Source organism: Bacillus sp. YBWC18 (assembly GCF_002998775.1).
In the GTDB taxonomy this organism is placed as follows: domain Bacteria; phylum Bacillota; class Bacilli; order Bacillales; family Bacillaceae; genus Bacillus.
In genome coordinates this window covers 368833-393647 of record NZ_PVRI01000001.1, presented here as the reverse complement: position 1 = coordinate 393647, position 24815 = coordinate 368833, and the positions used below count along the sequence as shown (strand labels likewise).

The window sequence follows — 24815 nt, the reverse complement described above, 5'->3', positions numbered from 1 at the left end:
GAAATCAGTCCTTTTTTAACATATTTAGTTCTTCTCTTAATTGGTCTAGGAGTTCCTTCATTTGTTTGACCGTCACGGGCTTTTCTTCTGGCTTTAATTCATAGCCAATTTGTCCATTGGCTTCTAGGGTGGCTTTTTTGAGACAGCTGATGTCTGTAATGCCTTGCTGCTTTAAGCGCATTTTGAATTCATCCCTTGTGAGCCTCGTTTTCTTCAGCTTGTGATCAAGCATTTCTCCATCCTGCAAAATGACCACAGATTTCCCTGAAACCAATTTTTCAAAGAAATCAGATTGGATAGACAATTTTTCCATGATGACGAGTGCAATGATAAATGTAGCAGCGGCATAAATCGTTTCAAGTAAATTGTGCTCAATAAAGGGTTGGATAATAATCGATCCGATTGAAATCATGATCACTGTTTGTTGAACAGTTAATTGACTAATGGATTTAGGCCCTGCTATTCTCAGCAGCAAGGTACCAACTAGCAGCATGACAATTGCTTTCCATATTACATCCAGCACGTCTCGTTCACCTCTTACCTATAGATTGCGAACATCTCGCGTGATTTAGCCAGTTAGATAATGGAAATAAAAAAACAGCATTCGCTCGGAATGCTGTTTAGCCGATGATGACACGCTCTTTCGGATAATGGTAATTCGCTTCGCTTTCTCTTCGGCCAATTAAGTACAAGAAGCTTGGAATGCCGATCCGTCCAATAAACATGACCATCATAATGATACACTTACCGAAAACAGAGAGCTCAGAGGTAATCCCTAGTGATAGCCCTGTTGTTCCGAATGCAGAACAGACTTCAAATAAATTTTGAAGAAGCGTATTTTGCTCGGATAAGGTTAATAAGAATGTAGCGCCAAACACCAATATAAAGGCCATCATCGTCACCATTAGAGATTTGTTTATATCCGCTTGATGCAGCTCTCTTTTGAAGATTTTAATGGACTTATTTCCCCGAGCAAAATGAAACAGTGCGAGTAAATTAAGGGCAAAGGTGGTTGTCCGAATTCCGCCCCCAACCGAGCTTGGAGATGCCCCGATAAACATGAGCAGACATAAAAATAACAGCGTCGGTTCTGTCAATTGAGTAATATCTAATGTGGAAAGTCCACCACTTCTTGTGGCGGTCGATTGGAACAATGAATAAAACAAAACTTCGTGCCAGCTCTTCCCTAAAAACGTAAACCGGGCTTCAAGGGCATAAATCCCAATAGCGCCAACAATGACTAAGCTGCCAAACGTAATCGTTGTGATTTTTGTAAACAATGAGAACGATGCGTGCTTTCGGTCCTGATTAAATAAGTAATCCTTTACTTCTACGAGGACAGGAAAGCCAATGGCTCCAAAGATGATCAGCAGCATCGTAATAAATTGGACAAAATAATCATCTTTGTAAGGGATGAGCGAGTTCCCTGTAATATCAAAGCCCCCATTGGTGGTCGCACTAATACTTGAGAAGAAGCCATGTAAGAATGCTGCCTGCACATCGTAATATTTGAGAAAATACATGCTTAAAATCAGACCGCCTACAAACTCAATGAGCAAAATTAAATATAAGACCTGCTTCATTAATTTCACAATTCCTGATAAATTGCTCTGGTTTTGATCTGCCATGATGAGCTTTCTTTCTTTAATCCCGATCCTTTTTCGCATGACAATCCACACAAAGGTACCGAGCGTCATAATGCCGATACCTCCGATTTGCAGGACAAACGCAAGGATCCACATACCTGCCACACTAAATGTTTGGGAGGTATCAACAACGGTGAGTCCTGTGACACTTACCGCACTCACTGCCGTAAATAATGCATCGATAAATGTCCACTTCACCACCCCATCTTGATGAGCGACTGGCAAACTTAGAAGAATAAACGAGACGGTCACAGCAAGAAAATAATAAAGGGCAATCAGCTGGAAAGCCGATAGCCGGTCAATTAGCTTTTTAATTGGGTTCATTGTCATTCCTTCTTTTAACTTTCAATTTTCAATACTTATCATTTTAATGAAAAGAGACATGATTTTAAAGGTATTTTATGCTTTATTTACTTTTTCATCAAAAAAGAAAAGACATCCTGTAACAGAATGTCTTTTCGTCTCTCTTATTTTGCTTCTAGTCTTCTGATTCTTTCGTTTAAATCAGGGTGCGTTGAGAAAAGAGAAGCTTTTCGTTTACCACTGATTTTAAGCGTAGCAACTGCTGTTTGATCATCATCTTTGATTCTTGACGTATACGCCTCAAGTGAGCGAAGCGCATGAATCATTTTATCTTTACCGGCAAGGTCAGCTCCGCCGCGGTCTGCATGGAATTCACGGTGTCTAGAATATGCAAACACGACAAGGCTTCCTAAGATAGAGAAAATAATTTGGAAAACAATCACTGCGATAAAATGAACAATCGGCACAAGCTCTTCACGCGGAACAAAGCGGCTTGCGATCCATGCCGCAATTCTTGAAAGGAAGACAACGAACGTGTTGACGATCCCTTGAAGCAGCGTCATTGTCACCATATCACCGTTCGCAACGTGAGCAACTTCGTGAGCGATTACACCTTCAACTGCTGCATCATCCATTTCATGAAGCAATCCAGTGGAAACCGCAACAAGTGATCTTCTCTTAGAAGGACCTGTCGCAAAAGCATTTACTTCAGATGATTGATAAATACCAACCTCAGGCATTTTAGAAAGGCCTGCTGCTCTTGATAATCTGTGCACGCGGTCAACAAGCTGCTGCTCATCATATGTTAATGAATCCTTTTCAGGGTTTAACACACGCACACCCATCATCATTTTTGCCATCCAGCGAGACATTGCAAGTGACATGAACGAGCCAACAAAACCAACAACTGCACTGAATACTAGCAATGCCACAATATTAATTCCACCATCTGCTCCTATATAAGAACCAACACCAGTTGCTGCACTAATAACCGATAGTACAATACCAATCGTAGTGATAACAAGAATGTTCGTTAATATAAACAGAAATATTCTTTTACCCATACATAACCTCCGCTGTCATATTAAGTTCATTTGAACTTATTAATAAAATTATAAAAATAAACGTCTCAAATTGCAAGGAAAAAGGAATCATTTCCTATGTTTATCATAACGGCTTAAGCCCCGTCACTTCAAAATTTACGACATTTGCTACAGCTGAAAAGTGAACAAATTGTGACGCCGCTTTCTGGATTTTAGTTTATTTTGCATTTTCATCAAAAAGAGATTATGATGTTGAATTAGATCAATTATGACGTTTTTGACGTACAAACGAGGTGGAATAATGGGTGCTTTTAAATTAACGAGAATTGACATGACAAGTCTTCTCTATTCTCTAAAAGGAGAGGGAGATCTGACTCCGCTTCAGCTATTAAATTTATCTGTAAAAAAAGACAAACATCACGAACATGACGAGCTAAAAATCCCTTCTTTTTTTGAGAGGCTTGAACGTCGGAAACACAAATCAGAGCATGGACTCTCCACAAATGAAATTGTAGAATTAGGAAACCTATGCGAACTGACTTCTCTTAAATCGACAGCGATTCAAAACTGGATCAAACGTGATATTAAAGATATGATTGGCCACCCTGAGCTTGGAAAGAAGTACTCAATTGATCAGGTCGTTATTTTATTAATTGTTAGAGATTTAAAATCAGTTTTTGACTTTGATGCCATCCGTACCATCTTATCTGCCTTATTTAACACAATTACGGATCGAACTGATGATATTATTAGTCCACTGCGCTTTTATGAAGCATATGCGCATGTCCTTGATTTTATTTATCATCATACTCATTTTCCGTTAAAAGAAACAAACTTACGGGAAATCACAGAGGAACAGACAGATAAGCTCCGTGAAGAATTTTCTGAATTGACACAGCATCAATGGCATTTGATCAAAGGCATTATCAGTTCAACCGTTTTTTCTGTCTTTACTTCACACTTGCAAAGTACGGCACAAGAAATGATGTTTCATACATTGCAGCATCAGGATAAAGAAGAACCGAGGTGAATCATCACCTCGGTTTTTTGTGCAGCAATTGCCAGCATAATTGTACGCTGTTTTCTTCAAAATAAGAAGGCGCAACAAACATGAGGTGAAAGGAGGAATATGGACATGGCAAACCGAAATCAACTTCTTGTTCCTGGAGTAGAACAAGCATTAGATCAATTTAAATACGAGATCGCTCAAGAATTTGGCGTGACTCTCGGTTCAGATACAGTCGCACGTGCAAACGGTTCTGTTGGCGGTGAAATTACAAAAAGACTCGTTCAACAGGCTCAATCACAAATGGGCAATCAATCTAAATAAAAACATGGTGAAATACGCCGGAGCTATTCTGGCGTTTTTTTATTGTTCATATGTGTGCTCATCCCGGTTCTCACGATAAGGGGACGGGTACACCTTTTCCTTGCTTCATATGTTCTCTTTTTCGTTCAGCGGACGGCCGTTTCTGATCCCTGTCGTTTTTTTTTGTGTCCTTTTCAGCGCCACCACGTGATGTGCCGTTTGGATTTCTTTTGTCATCAGGTTCCGTTGAGTGATTTTTTTTTTGTTCTTTATCGAAAGAGCGATCCTTTTCTTCCTTTATTTGATTGTCTTTGCTTTCATCATCAGGTTTTGTTTGGTGAGGCTTTTGAATAGATCCTTGCTCTTCCCTCTCTTGATCCTTCTGCTCTTTGTCTTCAGCTTCAGGAGCCTCTTGATCTGGCTTCATCTCTTCGCTATCGTCTGTCTTGACGTCTTCTTGTTTGTCTTTGTCTGCTTGATCTTCATCATCTTTTTTAGGGTCTTCCTCTTTGACAGCATCACTCTCTGCTGCGTCTTCATCCTTTTGAATGTCTTCTTGATCTTTGTCTTGCATTTCTTGATTTCTGATATATGTGCCTGTTGAGATGCCTGCCTTTTGAGCTTTTTCTCTTGTTTCCAGGTCACTTTCCACAGTTTCTAGCTTGTAATCGCGCTTTTGATATTCACCAGAGATGGTGTTAATTTTACTTTTGACGTTGGTTTTATATGTATGGTCCTGCTTGTTTTCATAAACCGTTGAAATATAAATGCTCTTAGAGTGGTTCACGTAACCTTTTTTGTCACAGTCATCTATGATTTCCTGCACGACTTTGGTCATGTCGTTTTTTTCTAAATCCTTCATACTGGCCAGTACTTGTTTCGCATCTTTATTCAGTGGTGTGACACCGATCACTTGATAATCGTGATCAAGCTTCAGTTCAAAGCTTGGGTTAATGTCAATTGTCATATATGCATATGCTTTTTGACTTGAGAAAGATGGCATCATAGTAAAAATCACGACAATAATCGCTGCGATTGATAGGATTCCTGCATTTAACGGACGTAAACGAAGCAGGTCAAAAAAACCGGCTCTTTTTCTTTCGAGACGTGATTCATTCGGAAATGTCACTTCTTGACCGATTTCATAGTCTTGCTGTTCATATTTTGTCCGCAGAAATTGTCCATCAGGGGTCAGCAGCGTGACATATTTTTTGTTTTTCTCTACTATAATGCCTCTTCTCATGAATTAAGCACCCCTTTAAGGTAATCTTTCAAATACACATAATCACCCGTCATAATGATCGCCATCGCAATGATGTATTTTCTATTTCTCTCAATCGTTTTGCGGCTGACTTCCACTAGCTTTTCAAGCTGTTTGACCGGCAATTGTTTTTTCTGAAATAAAATGGTTCTGAGCTCATCGTGTTCAACGAGTGTGTGAGCTACTTTAATAGCATTTTGCCTGGCATCTGCATGCTTTGGTGAATGTTCAAGCAGCTCTTGAAACGTGAGACCGTATACTTTTAATCGTTCTTTAAAATGTTCTATTTCTTCTCTTCTATGTTCTTGTTCAATTAAACGTCTATATTCATTTGTAGACAGCTCTGCTTCAATCATGCTTTGAGAGTACTCGCCATTTTCACTTTCTTGCAGGTCCATTTGAACCGTTGGCGCATTTCTCGCTTCTTTTCGAATATAGTCGATCACTTTTCTTTTAATAATTAATTCCGCGAAAGCAAGGAGTGAATTTCCTTTTTCGGCAGAGTATTTTTCTATCGCTTCATTAAAGGCAATTAAGCCTATGCTGAATTCATCATCTTTTTCATCTATATATCGTTTACAAACGGATGAAACCGTCTTAGCGACAAATGGTTTGTATTGCTCTATTAATGCATTTTGCAGCTCGATATCACCTTGTTGAATACTGATAGCCGACTGCTCTAATGTTTGCTTTTTCTTTCCTTTTTTAAACAAAAGGCTAAGCAATGGTTTCACCTCAGTTCTCCCTATATTACTCATTTATGATAGCTAATTTATGAGGGAAGCGCAAAGGAAGAAATGAGGAATTCATTTCCTGTTACTCAATTATGACATGTATATCATCATCTACTTTACAATGTTTCGTCTAAAAGCAAAGAAATAAGGGGGTATCTCCCCCTTATTTGTAATATACGTGTTATGAAAATGAAATGATATTTCTTTCAAAAAACCTACTCTTCTAGGCGTCCCTCTTGTTTTTCCTTGTTTTGTTGCCCGCCTTTTCTTGATGGGCTTGATAAAAACCAGCCAAATGCTGCAATTGCGAGAAGCACTGTCCAGAAAATCACTTTCCATAATGCTGAATGAATAAAATGAGAGGACACGATACCAATGGCTGGATGTGACAATGTATAAAGCGTGAGCTTCACACCAACCCATCCGACAATGACAAAGGCTGCTGTTTCTAGGCTCGGTCTTGTTTTGAGCAGTTTCACAAAGACAGTAGCTGCAAATCGCATGATGATAAGACCGATGATACCACCTAAAAGAATGACAATAAATTGACCGCCATCGAGTCCGCCGATTTGCGGAAGACTCGTTTTCGGCAATGTCACGGCTAATGCGACGGCCGCTAAGATGGAATCTACAGCAAAAGCGATGTCGGCAAGCTCGACTTTTACGACTGTTGCCCAGAAGCCGCTTTGCTTCATGTTTGTGTCTGATTCCTTTTTCTTAAATACGTGCGATTTTAAAATATGGTGAATGGAAATATAAAGAAGATAAATTGCGCCAATGGCTTGAACTTGCCACACATCCACTAAAAACGAAATAAGAAACAGGGAACCAAATCGCATGACAAACGCACCCGCAAGTCCGTAAAACAATGCCTTTTTTCTTTGCTTTTCAGGAAGGTGTTTAACCATCACAGCCATGACCAGCGCGTTATCAGCTGCTAAAATCCCTTCTAATCCAATCAGTACGAGAAGAACCCACCCGTACTCTAAAATAGTTGCTGCATCCATCATCATTCCTCCTTGTTTTTATCTATTGTCCCACAACAGACAAAGGCTTATGAATACAAAAAAGACCTTTGCCTGTAATGGCAAAGGTCTTGCTAGACATGTGATATGTAGAATCATGCCAACAAAGCCGATGGAACGTAAGTCCATGTAATGACGACTTTGTTTCCGGTAGAACCGGACGCTACTCCCCTTTGGTGGGATTTAAGAATATTTAGATTACTTATATCATAATCAATAGACACTGTATTGTCAACAGGTGACTTTCAGTGATTAGACCGTTGGTGTTTCTGTTTTTCTTTTTCTACGTTTCAGCCATATATAAACAACGAACAACAACACAACCCCGATCCCAATCGGTAAAAGATATGGATCTAACATAGCGCCAACCTCTTTCCAGTTCTCCCCGAGCACAAACCCAAGATACACATACACAAATGTAATGGGCGTAATCGCCAAAAACGTATACAAGCAAAAGACCCACACATTCATCTTGGCAATACCGCACGGGATGGAAATAAGCGTTCTGACCCCTGGAATAAACCGGCCGCTAAAGGCGACGAAACCACCATGCTTTTCAAAGAAAGCATCCGATTTATCAAGCGACTCAGGTTTGACAAAAAAGTACTTCCCATATTTATTTAAAAAGGGTCTGCCGCCATAACGTCCTAACCAGTACAAGGTCAAAGGGCCAGCCACGCCGCCAATGGAGCCGGCAGCCACAACACCGATGAAAGCCATGTCCCCTTCTGAGACCCAGTAACCCGCAAGAGGCAGAACCACTTCAGCAGGAACAAATTCAATGCATAATGCGAGGAAGATGCCAAAGTACGACAAGTTCTTAAAAGCATCAGCTAAAGAAATAATAAAATCTTCGATGTTTATCAATCCCTTTCACACATAATCGTTTGACGATTCTATCTCTTTTAGAATCACACCATATATTAAACGAATAAAACCGAAGAAACGATTCACTTTTCGTCGTTTTTTTACATTAAATTTGATTTTACTATAAAAGACACGTGAAAAAAACGTTGATTGTGGTATTTAAGTGAAGGAAAAGTGAACACAGAAGCCATTCGATCCGATATATTAAGTATATGTCTGTTTTAAGATACTGGAGGTTTTCTCACATGACCCAATTAACAGGAAGCTACAACGGATGGCTTGTCTTTCTGTCAGTCGCTGTCGCCGCTGTGGCCTCCTACTCAGCTCTTCAGTTAGCCAGCCGAGTGATACAGTCAAGCGGTGCAAAGAAAAAGGTATGGCTGGTCATTGGTGCAATGATCATGGGGATGGGCATATGGTCGATGCATTTTATTGGCATGATGGCATTTCACATGCAAACCGGCATCACATATGAAACTCCCTTACTGATTTTATCGATTTTGGCGTCTTTTGTCGGTTCTTTGATCGCATTCTCGATATGCATTCAAGAGCAGCTCTCCATAAGACGGCTGCTCATTAGTTCAATCACCATGGGCTCAGCTATTTGCAGCATGCATTATCTTGGAATGGAATCAATGGCCAATGTCTCAATCAGCTATGATCCAGTCCTCTTTTTTCTTTCGTTTTTCATTGCTGCGCTGGCATCTTTCTTTTCACTGCATCTCTTTTTTCGGCTCCATCGATCCGAGAAAAAAAAGGAGGATCATCTGTTAAAAATAGCTGGTGCACTCGTGATGGGTGGGGCTATTTCTGGCATGCATTATACTGGTATGGCTGCTTCTACTATGTTTTTTCATCCAGATGGACAGTCCGCTACAGGCGGCTCTCTTGAAATGTCGCCATTCAGTCTGTCGATTTTCATCGGCTTGATGACACTGATTGTCCAAACACTGATGATCTTTGGTGCCTATATAGATCACCGAATCATGAAGCAGTCAGATCAGTTAAAGGAAAATGAACAGCGGTTTCAATCGCTCATTAAACATAATATCGATGGCATTATCGTGTTATCTGTCGATCGAAAGGTGCTTTCTGCGAACGACTCAGGTAAACAAATCTTAAAAATGTGCCATTCTTGGATTGGTGATGATGTCAGTCAATACGTGATGCCGACTGAGATGTGGGAAGAATTTATTTCCCGGTCAAAAAAAGCCATCACACGTGAAGCAGAACTGAAAGCAGCAGATCGTTTTTATTATTATCATGTCACTTACATACCTGTTCATGTCAACAATACACTTGACAGTATTTATCTTGTCTTAAAAGATTTAACGCAGCAGCGGATTGCAGAAAAAGAAATTCATGTCATGGCTCATTATGATGCGTTAACTGAGCTTCCTAATCGGCGCCACGCCATCAACCATTTAAATGATGTTCTCTCCGCTCAAGAAGAGACAGGAACATCGACGGCTGTTCTGTTTCTTGACTTGAATCGTTTTAAAATTATTAATGATGCACTTGGTCATAACATAGGAGACTTACTACTTAAAGCAGCTGCAAACAGACTGACACAATGTTTACCGGACAATGGCTTTATTGCAAGACTAGGCGGGGATGAATTTTTAATGATCTTCCCCCACATGGGACATGACACACACAAAATTGAGCAGCTTTCTCAAAATATCATTCGTCAATTTGAACGTCCTTTTTTCATCCAGAATCATCAGCTCATTACATCTATCAGCATTGGGATCGCCATCTCACCTCAAAATGGCAAAGATGGGATGGAATTGATGAGGAAAGCCGATATGGCGATGTATTTATCCAAAAAACATAAGCAAAGCCGGTATGAGTTCTTTACCGAATCAATGGAAAGATCAAGTGAAGACAGGTTAAATCGAGAGCTTGAGTTGCGGGATGCCATTCAGAGAGAACAGTTTGTGCTTCATTACCAGCCGCAAGTCAGTGCGAAAACAAGAAAGATGACTGGCGTAGAAGCTCTTCTAAGAATGAAGGCACCAGATGGTTCCTTAAAATCACCTGAGGCTTTTATTGAGCTGGCAGAGGAATCAGGGCTGATCATTGATATTGGCAGATGGGTCATTGATACCGCATGCAGGCAGGCTAAAACGTGGTATGACAACGGGCTGAAAATTCCTGTGGCTGTCAATTTATCTGCGAAACAATTCAATTCTGAAGACTTAATTGATTTGATTAAGCTGACACTGAAAAAATACAACCTGACATCGTCACTGCTCGAGCTTGAAGTCACAGAAAGTATGACAATGGACAATATCAAGCAATCAAAACAGGTGCTGACGTCGCTGAAACATCTGGGCGTTCGCATTAGTATTGATGACTTTGGTACAGGTCATAGCTCCTTAAGCTATTTAAAGGATTTGCCCATTCATCGACTGAAAATCGACAAATCCTTCATTGAAGATATTTTAAATGATTCGAAGTCTGAACAGATTACAGGTGCCATTATCGCGATGGGACATCAATTATCTCTCGAAGTCATAGCAGAAGGTGTTGAAACCTTTGCGCAGGCGCAGCTTTTATCTGCGCAAGGATGTGACGACCTGCAAGGTTTTTATTATGCAAAGCCCCTTCCAGCAACCGATATCGAAAAATTCATTGCCTATCCGGCGCATCAGCTGGACACATAAAAAAGGTGCCAATCATGGCACCTTTCAGCGTGTAGACAAACCCTCGCATTCGTTGTCAGTTCTGCGCTCCGATGCTCACGAATGTCAAATTCGCTCTGCTTCGGTGCTCGTCCTTCCTAGACTTCAAAGGTTTTCAGGTCACGCTGAAAAGAAGACAAAGGGCTAAAATAAAGATCATTTTAGCCCTTTGTCAACAATCTGAGAGGTTCCAATCATGGCACCTTTTCGTTCTATCTAAATAATAAATGTTGACTGTGAATGCCTGCTTTTTTCAATAGACTAATCAATTGTTCTTGTTCTTCACGCGAGAGGCCAGAGAACGCACGCGCAATCCGGAGAGAATGAATCGGGTAAATCTTATCAAGATAACTGCGCCCTTTATCCGTTAAATGGGCATAAACCGACCGTTTATCCTTTGGGTCCTGCTCTCTTTCAATGAAACCATTTCGTTCTAATTTGTCAATTACGTACGTCACATTCCCGCTGACAAGCAGGAGTCTTGAGCCGATTTGCTGAAGTTTTTGAGCACCTCTTGTGTACAGCAATTCAAGAACGGCAAATTCAGTTGGATTAAACCCATGCTCTTTGCTGTCTCTAATACTGTGTTCTGAAACGCTTTTAAATGCTCTTGCAAATACCTTGTAAAGTGTCATTGAACGTTCTACTTCTTCTTCATTAAACGATAGTCTCATCACATATCTACCTCTTATAATATTTTTTTAACTTCAAGGCTTTCTTGCGGTGCAGTTGGAGCCTTTCGTAAAAAATAGAAGTACGTTTTTGTAAACCCTTTCAACCACATAAGTGACTCCATTCGTGTTATGTATAAGATTTCGATATAAACTTTTAAAATCCTTCTTATTTTTCACAATCATCTCGAAAAAAAGCTTTATTAGCAAACCATCAAGATGCGACATAGTTTAACATAATCTGTAAAGGAACTGCGTTTCCTTACACTGTATTCGTCAAATTTCTACAAAATTCAATATTGCTATAATATTAAGCACGCAAAAAAAGAACCCTTTATGTGACATATGCACATTTCAAGGGATTTTCACAAATTACGCTCTGTTTTGTTGAAAAAGAAGTGATACTCTTTTTTTAAGTCACTAATTGTCATGTTCTTGGCCGCATCAGGGCTGTAAACTCCTAATGAACAGAGCTGCTTCGTATAATAATGTCTTTCCTTTGCTAAAGCTTCTGTTAAGATACGCCGCACCGATTATCCCCTCCTATCAAGTGATCTGGACCAGGTGCTTATGAAGATCTTTTATACAAATCATTTTGTACGACTCTTAGAAGAGCATGTGCATTCTGACCTGCCGCCTGCATGAATCGCTCCAGTAATTCATCCCTCTTCATATCTAATGCGATGATTTCTTTTGCCATACAGATGATCTGTGTTTGCTCCATCATTTGCTCCTCCTCCTATTTCAACTCATCATCATTATATGCACGCGCAACACTCATTTCACATTTGTTGTTATCTTTCCTTCCATGGTTTTTTCATTTTTTTGTTTTTATGTTATATTTTCTGACAAATGATAGGTTTTTTTCCTTCTCGTTCTGTATAATATGAAGAAAAGACTTGCAGGGGTGAGTATATGACGCAGGAAGATGTATCTTATAAAGATAAAAAAGTCATTTCAATCGGGATTGTCAGTGAATTAACAGGGCTATCCGTCAGGCAAATCCGATATTATGAGGAACGCAGACTCATCTATCCCCAGCGCTCAACAAGAGGCACGCGTAAATATTCTTTTTCTGATGTAGAACGTTTAATGGACATCGCCAACAAACGAGAAGACGGTGTGCAAACAGCCGAGATTTTGAAAGACATGAAGAAAAAAGAACAGGCATTAAAAAGCGGACAATATAAGAAAAAAATGCTGGAAGGCCAGATTAACGCACACTTCCGGTACAAAAATCGATAAACAAATAAAGATTCGCTTACTCTTTAAAATTACAGACAAGTGAATGTATGATAACGTAGTAAAAAGAGACAGCGATTGCATCACCATGATGACGAGGATGAAAAAAAGAGGATAGATAGAGCGAAGTTCTTTCAGCTCTTCTATCCTTTTAAATAAAATCATTTTAGCTTATACCTTGTCTTCTAATAAAATTTTTCATTGAGAGGAAGCATCAGTTCCTTCAACGACCCCTACAAAGTCAATCCGTACACCGCCTTTTTCAGGATCTTCTATTACCCGCAGGGCAAGTGCCTTTTTCTTCCCTGTTTTTTCATCTTCGTAATTCGCATGAAAGACATGAATGCTGGCTTCTTCTAATTGAAAATCTTCATAAGAAAGCGTCTCTATGCCCCATTCCTTTTTCAGCTTTAGAATGTCATTTGGGCTTGGGACAGCGCCTTCAACATAGATGTTTTCTATTTTTCGTTTATTTCCTTCGGTAATCGCTTCAATCATATGCTCTGCTGCCACAAGTCTTCTGTCTTTCCCCTCGTCTTCCCTTGAACATGCACCTAGCAAAACAATGCACATTAAAATGAATAAAAACTTCTTCATTTTTCTCTCCCACCTTCTCCTTAAAATGTAAAGGATGGAAGCGCTATATGCAATCTTTATTCAAAAAAGACTGTAAAACGTAACGTTTTACAGTCTTCTTGCTACATCAGTGTATGAAGGAATGCTGTTGCAATTCCAAAATAGATCAGTAAGGATAGAATATCATTCAATGTTGTGATCAGCGGGCCAGATGCAATGGCTGGGTCCACGTTTAATCTGTGTAAAATAATCGGCACGACCGTACCTGCCATTGTCCCAATAATCAGTGTTGCAAGCAGTGAGGAGCCGACAACAAAACCTAAAATCATATTGCCCTGCCACACCATTGCGACGACTGTAATAATAATGGAACAGACGATCCCAATGTAAATACTTGTTCTCAGCTCTCTAAAAATAAGACGCATAATGGTTTTTTTCGTTAATTCTTCTTTTGAAAGCCCTCTAATCACGACGGCAAGAGACTGTGTCCCTGTATTCCCTGTCATCCCGGCTATCATCGGCATGAAGAACGCTAAAGCAACGACTTGCTGAAGGGTATCTTCAAAATAATTTAAAATACTGCCTGAAATCAGCCCAATGAACAAGAGCAGAATGAGCCATGGAAGACGGCGGTATGCCGCCACAAATGCCGGCGTGTCGAACGTAATATCTTTACCAGAGGCAGCAAACTTCTCATAGTCTTCGCCTGCCTCTTGAATGACAACATCAATGATATCATCGACTGTAACGATTCCGACTAGGACATTGTTCTCTTCCACAACAGGAATGGCAAGAAAATCATACCGTTCAATCAGCTTTGCGATTTCCTCCTGATCTTGAAAGGCTCCAACAGCAATGACTCTTGTAAACATGAGATCCTGCACCTTTTCATCCGGTTCACCTAAAATAAGGTCACGGTATGAGAGAACGCCTACAAGCTGTTTTTGATCATTAATCACATATAAATAGTTGATTGATTCTGCAATTTCAGCAAAGCTTTTCAGCTTCACAACGGCATCCTGCACCGTATAATGCTGAGGAATCCAAACGTACCGGTTGGTCATGATCCGTCCCGCTGTCTCAGCAGGATAATTCATAAGAAGCTGGACGGCCTTTGATTCCTCTGCTTCCATGTTAGATAAAAGCTGATCCTTTAGCTCATCCTCCATCTCATCAAATAAGTTGGCTAGATCATCGTTATCCATTTTGTTTGTGACGAACGTAGCTTTGTCTTTCCCTACTTTTTCAAGAACGATTTCTTGGTATTCCCGCTCCAGCTCACCCATCATTTCTGTCACGTCATCGACTGGTAAAAAGCTAAGGAAGCGGCCGCGGTGTTTTTCTGGAAGCTCTTTAAATAAGTAAGCCATATCATATGGCTGAAGTTCTTCCATGATGTTTTTAAATTCTTTGCGTTTTCCATCTCTTAGTAAAATAATGATGCGTAAAATGAGTTCATCGTACGTAATATTTTGTATCATCGCTGTTACCTCCCCAAAGTCAGGAGATACCCGAATCCCTTAGAATGTGCGGGGGTCAGGATCTCCTCTATCTGATGTCTCAATCTGATCTTTTGACATATTCTCTATGTGTCTCGAATCGGGATGATCCATCCCCACACCTCCTTTTCCCATAAAAAAGCACCTTCAACCGAATGAAGGCGCTTTGTAAGCATAACAAAATAAACACTTGCTCCTTCAATCGTAGAGCTTTAGCACTGTATGGCATAGGAAAAATCCAGCTGCATTAAAAATCACCTTATGTCGATGATTTCTGTTGACCCATTGGCGTCTTTGGACATTTTTGGGCAGCAGCGTATCTCCATACAGGAGCCTCACCTAACGAAGTCTCATATTGTTGACACACTGAGATTACAGAAAAAGCGCAGTGATGTCAATAAGCAAGATGCCAAGTTTCCTCATGTATTCGCTTACTTTTGAAAAAAAGAACGATAGACAAAGTTTGACCATCGCCCTTTTATGTCTTTTATTCCTCTTCTGGCTGATTCATATCCTCTTGGGAGAGGAGATGAAAGGAATCATGCAAAAACAAAGCATATCCTTCTCCATCAGGATGCGGAACATATTCCGCATGGTCCATTGTCTGCTCTTCTTCTTTTTTCTTCATATTCTCTCGCCTCCTTTCCCGTAGTTTGTCCCAATGAAAAAACCTTACACATGAAAGTGTAAGGAGTGATTAGTATAAAACAGCTGAACTCATAAAGGTGCGGCGAATGTCACATTGACAATGCGCTGACAACTGTCGCTTTAGCTAAAAATGAAATATTGTTTACAGAAAAAAAGGATCTCTCTGATTAGGGTACAACCATTGATTGATAACACAATGTATAATACTAAGTATAAGAATTGAATATTGGGGGATAAGATGATGAACCAAACTAAACTGAACATGCACATTTCAAATGATTTATTAAAAAAAGTAAGAGAACAATTTTTATATATTGATGAGGACCCTATCCTAAAAAAGGAACGACTTTTTTTTGATAATGCAGGTGGTTCTCTTCGTTTAAAACAGGCAAATCATATATTTTCAATCATTGATGGCATCCCAGATTGTTCTGAAAGAAATCATAAAACAGCAAAAAACTTGATTGATATCCAGAAAAAGGGGATTGTTGATCTTCAAACCATTTTTAACGTGAAACAAGGAAGCTTCGCTACATATCTGACAGCGTCACAAGCTATCTTTGAGACTACGGGTATCATTGCAGAACATATTAAAGGAACAAATATTGTCACAACATCCTTAGAACATCCAGCAGCTTATGACGCAGCTAGTTTTTATGCAAATAAATTAAACAAGGAGCTGAGAGTGGCCAAGTCTAATCCTTTAACAGGTGGAGTGAACGTAGAAGACATCTTGGCATTAATCGATCAAGATACTGTTCTTCTAAGCGTCATCTATGCTTCGAATATCTCTGGTGCTATTTTAGACATTGAACAAATTGTACAAGAGGCAAGAAAAAAGAAGCCAAACTTATTTATCATGGTTGATGCCGTTCAACATGCACCTCATGGTTTAATTGATATTGAAAAAACCCCTGTTGATGTGATAAATTTTGCCCCATATAAATTTTTTGGTGTTAGAGGCTGCGGGGTTGCTTATTTATCGGAAAGAGCTGCTCTTCTCCCTCATCATAAGTTAAAAGGAAAGAAAGAAACTGAATGGGGTCTAGGAACTCCAGCACCTGCGCATTATGCGGCTATTAGTGCAATTGTTGATTATGTGTGCTGGCTTGGAAGTCATTTTACAACAGTGAATGCCAGACGACAGTTATTCGCAGCAGGTATGGAAGCTATCGGAAAACAAGAAAGGGCTTTATTAAAAATAATGCTAGACGGGACACCCAACGTAAAAGGGCTAAGAGAGATCGAAGGAGTGACCGTGCATCTTGATTACCGTGATTTATCAAAAAGAGATTTCATCGTGGCCATATCGTTAGAAGGAACAAACCATGAAGATGCAGTAAGACAATATGAACAGCACGGTGTGATCGTATATGAAAGGTTGAATACAAGCATTTATTCTAAAAGGATGCTGGATTCCTTTGGAATTAAAGGGGCTATTAGAATATCACCTCTCCATTGTCATAATATTCAAGATATTGAGACATTTTTAAGAACAACTGAAATGATAAGCAAACAACATAAAAAGCATTAACATGCTTGGTGTACAGATACATGGAAGTACTCTATTCAGTTTAAAAGATGATATTCATTTGTACTTGTATACAATCATTTAAGCAAAAATAGCGGTCTGAACCAGCTATCCATGATGGATAAATGGTTCAGACCGCATACAAATTTATCTTAGGATTGCTGGCGGCTTAATCATCCCATTCTTGCTTCAGGATTTTGCCTGTTTTAGCGGAAATCTCAAAATCAACTTCCTCGCCGTTTGGTGTGGTGATTTCGACTTCATACAAGTACACACCATTTTCTTTATCTAAATCAGAATCTGTGACTGTTCCTTTTACTTTTGCAAGGGCAATTTTTTCAGCCTGCTTTTTAGTGATTTTCACATTCTGTTTCTTTTCTTTGACTGGATCATTCAGCGCTTTTCCTGTTTTGGCATCGACATATACTTTATATTCAAAGCCGCCTTTTTTAATCTCGACCTCATACACCCATTTTCCTTTTTTACGCTCAAGATCGACATCGTCCACATACCCTTTCACCACTTTTAGGGCTGCTTTTTCAGCTTGTTTCTTTGAGACAAACGATGATTTCTTTTGCACCACCTGCTCGGCGTGTGCTGTTTGATTTGTATTTTGCGCTTGAAGTGTGAAACCACCTGCGACAAGAGTTCCTGTTAATGCTGTAGCTACTAGTACTTTTTTCATCATGTTCATGTCCTCCTCTGTTTGATTTCTCCTTTATCTTAAAGAAACAAGATGATAAAGGAAGGAAAGAAACATGAGAAAATCATGAGAAAAGGATTAGTTTTCGTACGTAATACCTTCAATATCTCCTGTATATGCGTTCACAAGCACCTCTGCCTCTCGCCCGTCAGGCAAATCCAGCTCCACCTCAAAGACGAGCATACCGCTAAATGTTTCAAGATCTGCATCATCCACTGTCCCTCCGACTTCTTTTACCGCAATTCGGATGGCTTCTTCGACCGTGATTTTTGTCATTTTCTTTTCTTTAGAGGTTGGGCTTTTCTTTTCTGCTTCAAGCACCTTAAACGTTTGCTTGTCGACATCGACTTGATATAATTCTTTTTTTGATTGGATCGTAAAAATAAAACGATCGGACTTTTCTTTCTTTTGAATGACAGTCCCGCTTACTTTTTTAACAGCCGCTTCCTCTGCCTGGAGCTCAGCATTTTTTTCATTTGGCTTTTGATAGCTTTTGATCTGTCTGATTTCTTTCATTTGACCGCTTGCAGAAGATGCAATGATTTGATAGATCCCATTTGAATTTTCCAGCGTCAATGTATAGTCCTGTTTATGATTGATTAAATCAATATTTGTAATGTTTCCATTGTAGTCTTTTGCGATGATTTTTTTGATTTCTGCTTCACTTAATATTTTTTGATCAATGGTTTGAATCATGAGCATTGCAAAGGCTGCAAGAACGACGAGACATCCTGCGAGCGCAAGCACCATTTTCGTTTTTCTAGACATGCAGCGCCTCCTTCCTATTTCCTATTTTATAAGGAGGAAATGAGAAATTGATGAGAAAAGACCTATTTTATTTCTGAAAAAGAATGGTCATGGTTGTCCCTTCGCCGATATGACTGTCCACCTTCAGGTCGGCCCCGTGCTCTTCCGCAATTTGCTTCGCAATTGAAAGACCAAGTCCGGTTCCGCCCGTCTCACTGTTTCTTGCTTCATCCACACGAAAAAAGCGGTCAAAGATTTTCGGCAGATCCTTTTCTTTTATGCCAATCCCATGGTCAACGACTGAAATAAACGGTTTCTCTCCCGCCCATCCGCATGTCACATCAACTGGCTCTGTACTATATTTAACTGCATTATCAATCAAGATGGTCAAAAGCTGTTTGATTTTCTCTTCATCCCCCTCAGCGACGAGCGGCTGATCTGTTTGCACAAGAGATTGAATGGTTCGATTGGTTGCGACTTCAAGTGTATGACATACCTGCTTGCATAAATGACCAAGATCAACTGGCTTCATGTCCAAGTAAAGCGGCTGACCATTTTTCGCAAGTGTTAATAATTGATCTGTCAGCCTTTTCATTTTTTTCGCTTCATCATGAATCGCTTGAGAGGATTCTTCTATCACTTCTGGACGTGTCTGTCCCCAGCGTTTTAGTAAATTACTGTAGCTCATAATGACGGTAATCGGTGTCTTCAATTCATGAGAGGCATCATGCAAGAATTGCTGCTCTTTCTCATAATGCTTCTCGAGTATTTCTGACATTTCATTAAAGGTTTGTCCCATTTGATACAATTCATCCTTTGAATCGCCTGCTAGTTTGATTCGCTTAAACGCCTTCTCCTTCATACTTGCCTTCATGGTGCTCGTCATTCTACTAATAGGGCGTACGATTTGTTTTGTTAAAATGTGGCCAGCAAAATAGGAAAGCACTATAATTAAAACGCCAGCAGCGATTAAAATCATTCTTAATAACGCCAAATTTTCTTCCGTATTTTCGATTTCTTCATATACTTGAAGCGACACAATCTCTCCATTTGTCCAAATGACCGGAATCGCAGCGAACGCAGTCATATGCTTGTTGTATTCTTTTATTTCTGCTGTCTGACCAGTTTCATATGTAAAAGGCAGTGAGCTAAACGTTGATTCCTTTGTGACAGTCAGCTTTGACTCATCCTTTTCTGTCACAACACGGATCATGCCATTTTGAGGCAGGTACGCCTTCAGCAGCTCCGAGGATGGAAGACCCTCTTCTTCTGATTTTTTTAAAGCAATGGCAATATTTTCAGCGACCTCAGACAGCCGGGACATATCTTTTTGCGTCAAGGTTATCGAAAAAATAAAATAAATGGCTGTATGAAACAGAAGCACCATTAAAAACAAGGACAACGATGTATAAAGCTGGATTTTATTTTTTAATCTCATTCTTTATCCTTTCATCACATAACCCACACCTCTCACTGTGTGAATCAGCTGTTTTTCGAATGGGTAATCGACTTTTTTCCTTAAATAACGAATATAGACATCCACTACGTTTGTGTCACCGAAGTAATCAAAGCCCCAAACGGCTGTTAAAAGCTGATCTCTTGTGAGCACTTGCTGCTGATGCTTCAGCAAGTGGACAAGCAGGTCATATTCTCTCGGTGTGAGCTCAAGCATTTGCCCGGCCCTTTGTATGTCTCTTGTTTTCTCGTTGACGGTCAAATCTGCTATGCTAAGCTCTGTTTCCTTTTCTTCTTGCGCCTTTATATTCAACCTTAGCTGTGCACGAATTCGCGCTAATAATTCTTCTATGTCAAAAGGCTTTGTAATATAATCATTCGCCCCAAGATCGAGGCCGCTTACTTTATCAGGCACACTCCCTCTTGCTGTTATCAAAATAATAGGTGTCGCTGTATTTGTCTTTCGAACCCTTCTCAGCACTTCAAGACCGCTTAATTCTGGAAGCATGACGTCAAGCAGCACCAAATCGAAGCTTTCCTCTTCAAGAGCCTGGAGTCCATCCATTCCTGTCTCTTTGACTGTCACCTCATATCCTTCATATTCAAGCTCTAGTGACAGCACCCTTGCAATTTTCTTTTCATCTTCGACTACGAGTATCTTCCCTTTGTTCATCTCTATCTCTCCTATCTGAAAGGCAAGCTTGTCTTTTCATTATTATATGTTGCCTTTCGCATTTGGAACAGTCAAAATCTTCATGTCTATTTTTTATGAAAGAAACATTTATTTTTGAACAAAAACATTATACATAATTTTTATATCGCATTTATTGCTTGATTTCCTTGTTTTTTAGTTTGCCTCTTTTAGTCCTTTTCACCCATTTTCATCTGTACAGGTGCAAACTCACTATGCAGCATTTCTTTCTTTTTCATATGATATCAAGAGTTTTCCTCAAAAGCTGAGTTCTTTCGTCAAGAAGTGAGGAGAACTGCACTTTTGATAATAGATTGATTATTTGAAAAATTATTACAATTGACCCTTTCCGATCAAAAGTTTCTTTTATACAATAACATTACGCAGCCTGAATCTACTTTGAAAACAAAATAAGGAGGGCTTTCTTATGAAAGGTGAAATTCGCTTAATTCCGTATGAAGTAAAAGCCAATGTGATGGAAGCGAAAGAGACGCCGGAAAGTATTCAGGAGATTAAAGCACCCGAACTTTGGTCAAGTGGCTTCAAAGGAAAAGGCATAACCATTGCTGTCCTCGATACAGGTTGCGACACGGAGCATCCCGACTTAAAAGATCAGATTATCGGAGGCAAGAACTTTACCGATGATGACAACGGAGATGCTGAAAATGTGAAAGACTACAACGGACATGGCACCCATGTAGCAGGGACGATTGCAGCAACAGATCAAAATGGCGGAATTCTAGGGGTTGCCCCTGAAGCCAAGCTGCTGATCGTGAAAGTTCTTGGCGGTGAAAATGGCAGCGGGAAATACGAATGGATCATTAATGGCATCAACTATGCCGCTGAGCAGAAGGTGGATATTATCTCCATGTCTCTCGGTGGTCCAAGCAATGAGCCCGCCTTGCAGGAAGCCATTCAAAACGCGGTGAAAAGCGGTGTACTTGTTGTGTGCGCAGCAGGAAATGAAGGGGACGGGGATGAGCGTACAGAAGAGTTCTCCTACCCAGCAGCATACAATGAAGTCATTGCCGTCGGCTCTGTCTCCCTTGCAAGAGAATCCTCTGAATTCTCCAATGCCAATAAAGAAATCGACCTCGTCGCTCCAGGAGAAGACATTTTATCCACTCTCCCTAACCATAAATATGGCAGACTCACAGGCACCTCAATGGCAGCCCCTCACGTAAGCGGTGCACTAGCCATTATTAAAAATGCCGAGGAAGAAGCGTTCCAGCGCAAGCTGACAGAGCCTGAGGTCTATGCTCAGCTTGTCAGAAGAACCCTTCCACTGAAGCAGTCGAAAGCCCTCGTCGGAAATGGATTTTTATATTTAACTGCGCCTGATGTCCTTTTAGAAAAAACATTGGAAGCAGATCTTTTATCTCTATAGCTTGAATAGAGGTCCTGAGAATAGATTGAATTTTCTCAGGATTTTTTTAATTAAAATTATTCAAAATTTACTTTGACGAAATGAAGTGGACGTTATATAATCGAACACAATAAATTCATAGTTTGAGAGTCGGTAATTCGATCACACGTCGAATTTTAATTGGGAAGACCGGTGAAAATCCGGCGCGGTCCCGCCACTGTGAGTGAGGAGAGCTTTTCTCATGAATCCACTGTCATAAGGATGGGAAGGATGAAAAGCTTGCAGATTCACCAGCCAGGATACCAGCCGCTCTATTACATCAAACCCCCTACGGTTGATAGGAGATGTCGGAAAAAGCGTCAGTTATGCTCACGCCTTATTTCGCACACACATTTTGTCTTTTTAAACCAGACATTTGCCCTCATCAATCTTCACTATGAGTGTAAATGTCTTTTTATATTTAGAGGAGGAATTGGAATTGACAATTGTTAAAACAAGTAATCTAGGTTTTCCGCGAATTGGTTTAAACAGAGAATGGAAAAAAGCACTTGAGTCTTATTGGAAGGGTCAAACAGACCGCGAAACCCTCTTAAGCACACTGGATGAACAATTTTTAACTGCTATTAAAACGCAAATTGATCAACAAATTGATGTTGTTCCTTCTGGAGATTTTACCTTCTACGATCACGTGCTCGATACTGCAGTCATGTTCAATTGGATTCCAGAGCGCTTCCGCAGCTTGAAAGACCCGCTAGATACATACTTTGCGATGGCAAGAGGAACAAAAGATGCTGTCTCAAGTGAAATGACAAAATGGTTTAATACAAACTATCACTACATCGTTCCAGAATACGAAAAAAGCACCGAATTCAAACTCACACATAACAAACCGCTTGAAGCTTACGAAAAGGTGAAAACGGCGTTTGGTGTTGAAACAAAACCTGTTGTACTTGGTCTTTATACATTTGTCTCACTTTCTAAAGGCTATGAACCAAATGAAGTAAAAGAGATTCAGCAGCGTCTCGTGCCGCTTTATACTCAGGTTTTAAAAGAACTTGAAGAAGCTGGCGTCAAATGGGTTCAAATTGATGAGCCAGCACTTGTCACCGCTTCATATGAAGACGTGAAAGCCGTAAAAGAAATCTATCAAACGATTAAAGAAGCCGTACCTGCCTTAAACATTCTTCTTCAAACATACTTTGATTCAGTAGATGCCTATGAAGAGCTTGTCACATATCCTGTTGAAGCCATCGGTCTTGATTTTGTCCATGATCAAGGGCGCAATCTTGATCAAGTGAAAAAGCATGGCTTCCCGAAAGATAAAATTTTAGCAGCAGGCGTCATTGATGGAAGAAATATTTGGAGATCAGATCTTGGAGAAAGATTGTCATTCATTTCTGAGGTCATTGCTGACGCTCAGCCGAAGGAAGTATGGCTGCAGCCATCAAGCAGTTTGCTGCATGTACCAGTTGCAAAACACCCAAGCGAACAGCTTGAAGAGAAACTATTAAACGGACTGTCTTATGCCACTGAAAAGCTGGATGAATTAACAACATTAAAAGAAGGCTTAACAAAAGGAGCCGCAGCGATTGAAGCCGCCATCAATGAAGCCACGCAAGCACTTCTTACTTTAAAAGAATTTGCAAAAGGAACCAATGCGGATTTCACAGCAGAACGCAACAATCTTTCATCGAAAGACTTTAAACGTCCAGCTGCCTTTGAAGAGCGCCTTCGTATCCAAAACGAATCTCTTGAACTGCCGCTTTTGCCAACAACAACCATTGGCAGCTTCCCGCAGTCTGCTGAAGTGCGCAGTGCTCGTCAAAAATGGCGTAAAAATGAGTGGACAGATGCAGAATATGATGAATTTATTAAGAAAGAAACAAAAAGATGGATTGATATTCAGGAGGAAATCGGTCTGGACGTTCTCGTACATGGAGAATTCGAACGTACAGACATGGTTGAATACTTCGGTGAGAAGCTAGCCGGATTTGCCTTTACGAAATTTGCTTGGGTACAATCCTACGGATCACGCTGCGTGAAGCCGCCAATCATTTATGGTGATGTCGAGTTTACAGCGCCAATGACCGTGAAAGAGACGGTTTACGCACAAAGCTTAACGGAGAAAAAGGTCAAAGGAATGCTGACAGGACCTGTCACCATTTTAAACTGGTCTTTCCCAAGAACAGATATTTCCCGGAAAGACATTGCCTTCCAAATCGCTTTCGCATTACGTAAAGAGGTAGAAGCGTTAGAAGAAGCAGGGATTCAAGTTATTCAAGTGGATGAACCTGCGCTAAGAGAAGGTCTTCCGCTCAAAGAAAGTGATTGGGCAGAATATTTAAACTGGGCAGCAGAGTCGTTCCGCCTATCAACATCATCTGTTCAAAATGAAACGCAAATTCATACACATATGTGCTACAGTAACTTCGAGGATATTGTCGATACGATCGAAGACCTTGATGCCGACGTGATCACAATTGAACATTCACGCAGTCATGGTGGATTCCTCGATTACTTAGAGAAACATCCGTATTTGAAAGGACTTGGACTCGGTGTATATGACATCCATAGCCCGCGCGTTCCATCTGTCGAAGAAATGAGTCAAATCATTGATGATGCGCTGAACGTATGTCCGACAGATCGCTTCTGGGTGAATCCTGACTGTGGTCTAAAAACGAGACAAGAGCCTGAAACCATTGCTGCTTTGAAAAACATGGTGACGGCTGCTGAAGTCGCTCGTAAAAAGCTGGCGCAACATGCATAATTGATTCCCTCTCCCCTGCCGAACATGGCGGGGGTTTTTATGCG

The 24815-nt window shown here is 40.3% G+C and carries 23 protein-coding genes, 1 pseudogene and 3 riboswitches; of the genes and pseudogenes, 7 read left to right on the top strand and 17 right to left on the bottom strand.

Features of this window, described 5'->3' with window-relative positions:
* Positions 1–4: 4 nt before the first annotated feature.
* The 3 genes from C6348_RS02115 to htpX form a co-directional block, all read right to left on the bottom strand.
* On the bottom strand, positions 5–523 hold the full coding sequence (locus C6348_RS02115) for a DUF421 domain-containing protein (RefSeq protein ID WP_034662926.1): 519 nt from the start codon (positions 521–523) through the stop codon (positions 5–7).
* 97 nt (positions 524–620) lie between these two features.
* The gene (locus tag C6348_RS02110) at positions 621–1970 is read right to left on the bottom strand and encodes a TrkH family potassium uptake protein (protein WP_080869518.1); all 1350 of its coding nucleotides are present in this window, start codon (positions 1968–1970) and stop codon (positions 621–623) included.
* A gap of 143 nt (positions 1971–2113) precedes the next feature.
* Complete coding sequence (gene htpX / locus C6348_RS02105) at positions 2114–3013, bottom strand: protease HtpX (RefSeq protein ID WP_106041700.1); 900 nt, start codon at positions 3011–3013, stop codon at positions 2114–2116.
* A 280-nt stretch (positions 3014–3293) separates the two neighbouring features.
* On the opposite strand from htpX, the gene C6348_RS02100 reads away from it, so the two are divergent.
* A complete protein-coding gene (locus tag C6348_RS02100; RefSeq protein WP_060596106.1) occupies positions 3294–4022 on the top strand; it encodes a DUF1836 domain-containing protein in 729 nt (242 codons plus the stop codon).
* 105 nt (positions 4023–4127) lie between these two features.
* The gene (locus C6348_RS02095; protein WP_003211343.1) at positions 4128–4322 is read left to right on the top strand and encodes an alpha/beta-type small acid-soluble spore protein; all 195 of its coding nucleotides are present in this window, start codon (positions 4128–4130) and stop codon (positions 4320–4322) included.
* A gap of 39 nt (positions 4323–4361) precedes the next feature.
* Here the strand turns inward: C6348_RS02095 and C6348_RS02090 are convergent.
* From C6348_RS02090 to C6348_RS02075, 4 genes and pseudogenes are all read right to left on the bottom strand, one after another.
* A pseudogene (locus C6348_RS02090) lies at positions 4362–5544 on the bottom strand (anti-sigma factor domain-containing protein).
* Complete coding sequence (gene sigI, locus C6348_RS02085) at positions 5541–6296, bottom strand: RNA polymerase sigma factor SigI (RefSeq protein WP_034662939.1); 756 nt, start codon at positions 6294–6296, stop codon at positions 5541–5543. Before sigI ends, C6348_RS02090 begins: the two are co-directional and overlap by 4 nt.
* 215 nt (positions 6297–6511) lie before the next feature.
* Complete coding sequence (locus C6348_RS02080; protein ID WP_106041698.1) at positions 6512–7303, bottom strand: TerC family protein; 792 nt, start codon at positions 7301–7303, stop codon at positions 6512–6514.
* A 31-nt stretch (positions 7304–7334) separates the two neighbouring features.
* Positions 7335–7505: riboswitch (yybP-ykoY riboswitch) on the bottom strand.
* A gap of 68 nt (positions 7506–7573) precedes the next feature.
* Positions 7574–8188: a DedA family protein gene (locus C6348_RS02075; RefSeq protein WP_106041696.1), complete on the bottom strand. Its 615-nt coding sequence runs from the start codon at positions 8186–8188 to the stop codon at positions 7574–7576.
* Positions 8189–8433: 245 nt separating this feature from the next.
* Here C6348_RS02075 and C6348_RS02070 point away from each other — a divergent pair, with 245 nt between their 5' ends.
* A complete protein-coding gene (locus C6348_RS02070) occupies positions 8434–10857 on the top strand; it encodes a bifunctional diguanylate cyclase/phosphodiesterase (RefSeq protein WP_106041694.1) in 2424 nt (807 codons plus the stop codon).
* Positions 10858–11087: 230 nt separating this feature from the next.
* On the opposite strand, the gene C6348_RS02060 is transcribed toward C6348_RS02070, so the two are convergent.
* From C6348_RS02060 to C6348_RS18825, 3 genes are all read right to left on the bottom strand, one after another.
* Entirely contained in the window at positions 11088–11552 is a 465-nt protein-coding gene (locus C6348_RS02060; protein ID WP_088004396.1) for a MarR family winged helix-turn-helix transcriptional regulator, read from the bottom strand.
* A 359-nt stretch (positions 11553–11911) separates the two neighbouring features.
* Positions 11912–12076, bottom strand: a complete 165-nt coding sequence (locus C6348_RS02055) for a hypothetical protein (RefSeq protein WP_034662950.1) — start codon at positions 12074–12076, stop codon at positions 11912–11914.
* Between the two features lie 38 nt (positions 12077–12114).
* Positions 12115–12270, bottom strand: coding sequence for a hypothetical protein (locus tag C6348_RS18825; RefSeq protein ID WP_189293898.1), 156 nt, complete (start codon positions 12268–12270; stop codon positions 12115–12117).
* Positions 12271–12461: 191 nt separating this feature from the next.
* Between C6348_RS18825 and C6348_RS02050 the strand changes: the two genes are divergently transcribed.
* Positions 12462–12791 (top strand): MerR family transcriptional regulator, encoded by a 330-nt coding sequence (locus tag C6348_RS02050; protein WP_012009715.1) that lies wholly within the window; start codon positions 12462–12464, stop codon positions 12789–12791.
* 195 nt (positions 12792–12986) lie between these two features.
* Here the strand turns inward: C6348_RS02050 and C6348_RS02045 are convergent, their stop codons facing one another.
* The 3 genes from C6348_RS02045 to C6348_RS18820 all read right to left on the bottom strand — a co-directional run bounded on the left by C6348_RS02045 (position 12987) and on the right by C6348_RS18820 (position 15491).
* Positions 12987–13385, bottom strand: coding sequence for a hypothetical protein (locus C6348_RS02045; protein WP_034662956.1), 399 nt, complete (start codon positions 13383–13385; stop codon positions 12987–12989).
* A 101-nt stretch (positions 13386–13486) separates the two neighbouring features.
* A complete protein-coding gene (mgtE, locus tag C6348_RS02040) occupies positions 13487–14845 on the bottom strand; it encodes a magnesium transporter (RefSeq protein ID WP_034662959.1) in 1359 nt (452 codons plus the stop codon).
* Between the two features lie 208 nt (positions 14846–15053).
* A riboswitch (M-box (ykoK) riboswitch) is annotated at positions 15054–15217 on the bottom strand.
* A 133-nt stretch (positions 15218–15350) separates the two neighbouring features.
* A complete protein-coding gene (locus tag C6348_RS18820) occupies positions 15351–15491 on the bottom strand; it encodes a hypothetical protein (protein ID WP_003212346.1) in 141 nt (46 codons plus the stop codon).
* 261 nt (positions 15492–15752) lie between these two features.
* On the opposite strand from C6348_RS18820, the gene C6348_RS02030 reads away from it, so the two are divergent.
* Positions 15753–17045 carry an aminotransferase class V-fold PLP-dependent enzyme gene (locus C6348_RS02030; protein WP_223251508.1) on the top strand — a complete coding sequence of 431 codons (1293 nt, stop codon included), beginning with the start codon at positions 15753–15755 and terminating at the stop codon, positions 17043–17045.
* A 166-nt stretch (positions 17046–17211) separates the two neighbouring features.
* Here C6348_RS02030 and C6348_RS02025 read toward each other — a convergent pair whose 3' ends face one another.
* The 4 genes from C6348_RS02025 to C6348_RS02010 form a co-directional block, all read right to left on the bottom strand.
* Positions 17212–17730 (bottom strand): PepSY domain-containing protein, encoded by a 519-nt coding sequence (locus tag C6348_RS02025; RefSeq protein WP_034662966.1) that lies wholly within the window; start codon positions 17728–17730, stop codon positions 17212–17214.
* A gap of 93 nt (positions 17731–17823) precedes the next feature.
* Positions 17824–18513, bottom strand: a complete 690-nt coding sequence (locus tag C6348_RS02020; RefSeq protein ID WP_106041690.1) for a PepSY domain-containing protein — start codon at positions 18511–18513, stop codon at positions 17824–17826.
* A gap of 67 nt (positions 18514–18580) precedes the next feature.
* Positions 18581–19930 (bottom strand): HAMP domain-containing sensor histidine kinase, encoded by a 1350-nt coding sequence (locus tag C6348_RS02015; protein WP_106041688.1) that lies wholly within the window; start codon positions 19928–19930, stop codon positions 18581–18583.
* A gap of 3 nt (positions 19931–19933) precedes the next feature.
* On the bottom strand, positions 19934–20620 hold the full coding sequence (locus tag C6348_RS02010; RefSeq protein WP_034662974.1) for a response regulator transcription factor: 687 nt from the start codon (positions 20618–20620) through the stop codon (positions 19934–19936).
* A gap of 445 nt (positions 20621–21065) precedes the next feature.
* Between C6348_RS02010 and C6348_RS02005 the strand changes: the two genes are divergently transcribed.
* Together C6348_RS02005 and metE are read left to right on the top strand one after the other, a co-directional pair.
* On the top strand, positions 21066–22025 hold the full coding sequence (locus C6348_RS02005; RefSeq protein WP_003210884.1) for a S8 family peptidase: 960 nt from the start codon (positions 21066–21068) through the stop codon (positions 22023–22025).
* Between the two features lie 112 nt (positions 22026–22137).
* Positions 22138–22329, top strand: a riboswitch (cobalamin riboswitch).
* Positions 22330–22482: 153 nt separating this feature from the next.
* Positions 22483–24771 carry a 5-methyltetrahydropteroyltriglutamate--homocysteine S-methyltransferase gene (metE, locus tag C6348_RS02000; protein ID WP_106041686.1) on the top strand — a complete coding sequence of 763 codons (2289 nt, stop codon included), beginning with the start codon at positions 22483–22485 and terminating at the stop codon, positions 24769–24771.
* Positions 24772–24815: the final 44 nt, after the last annotated feature.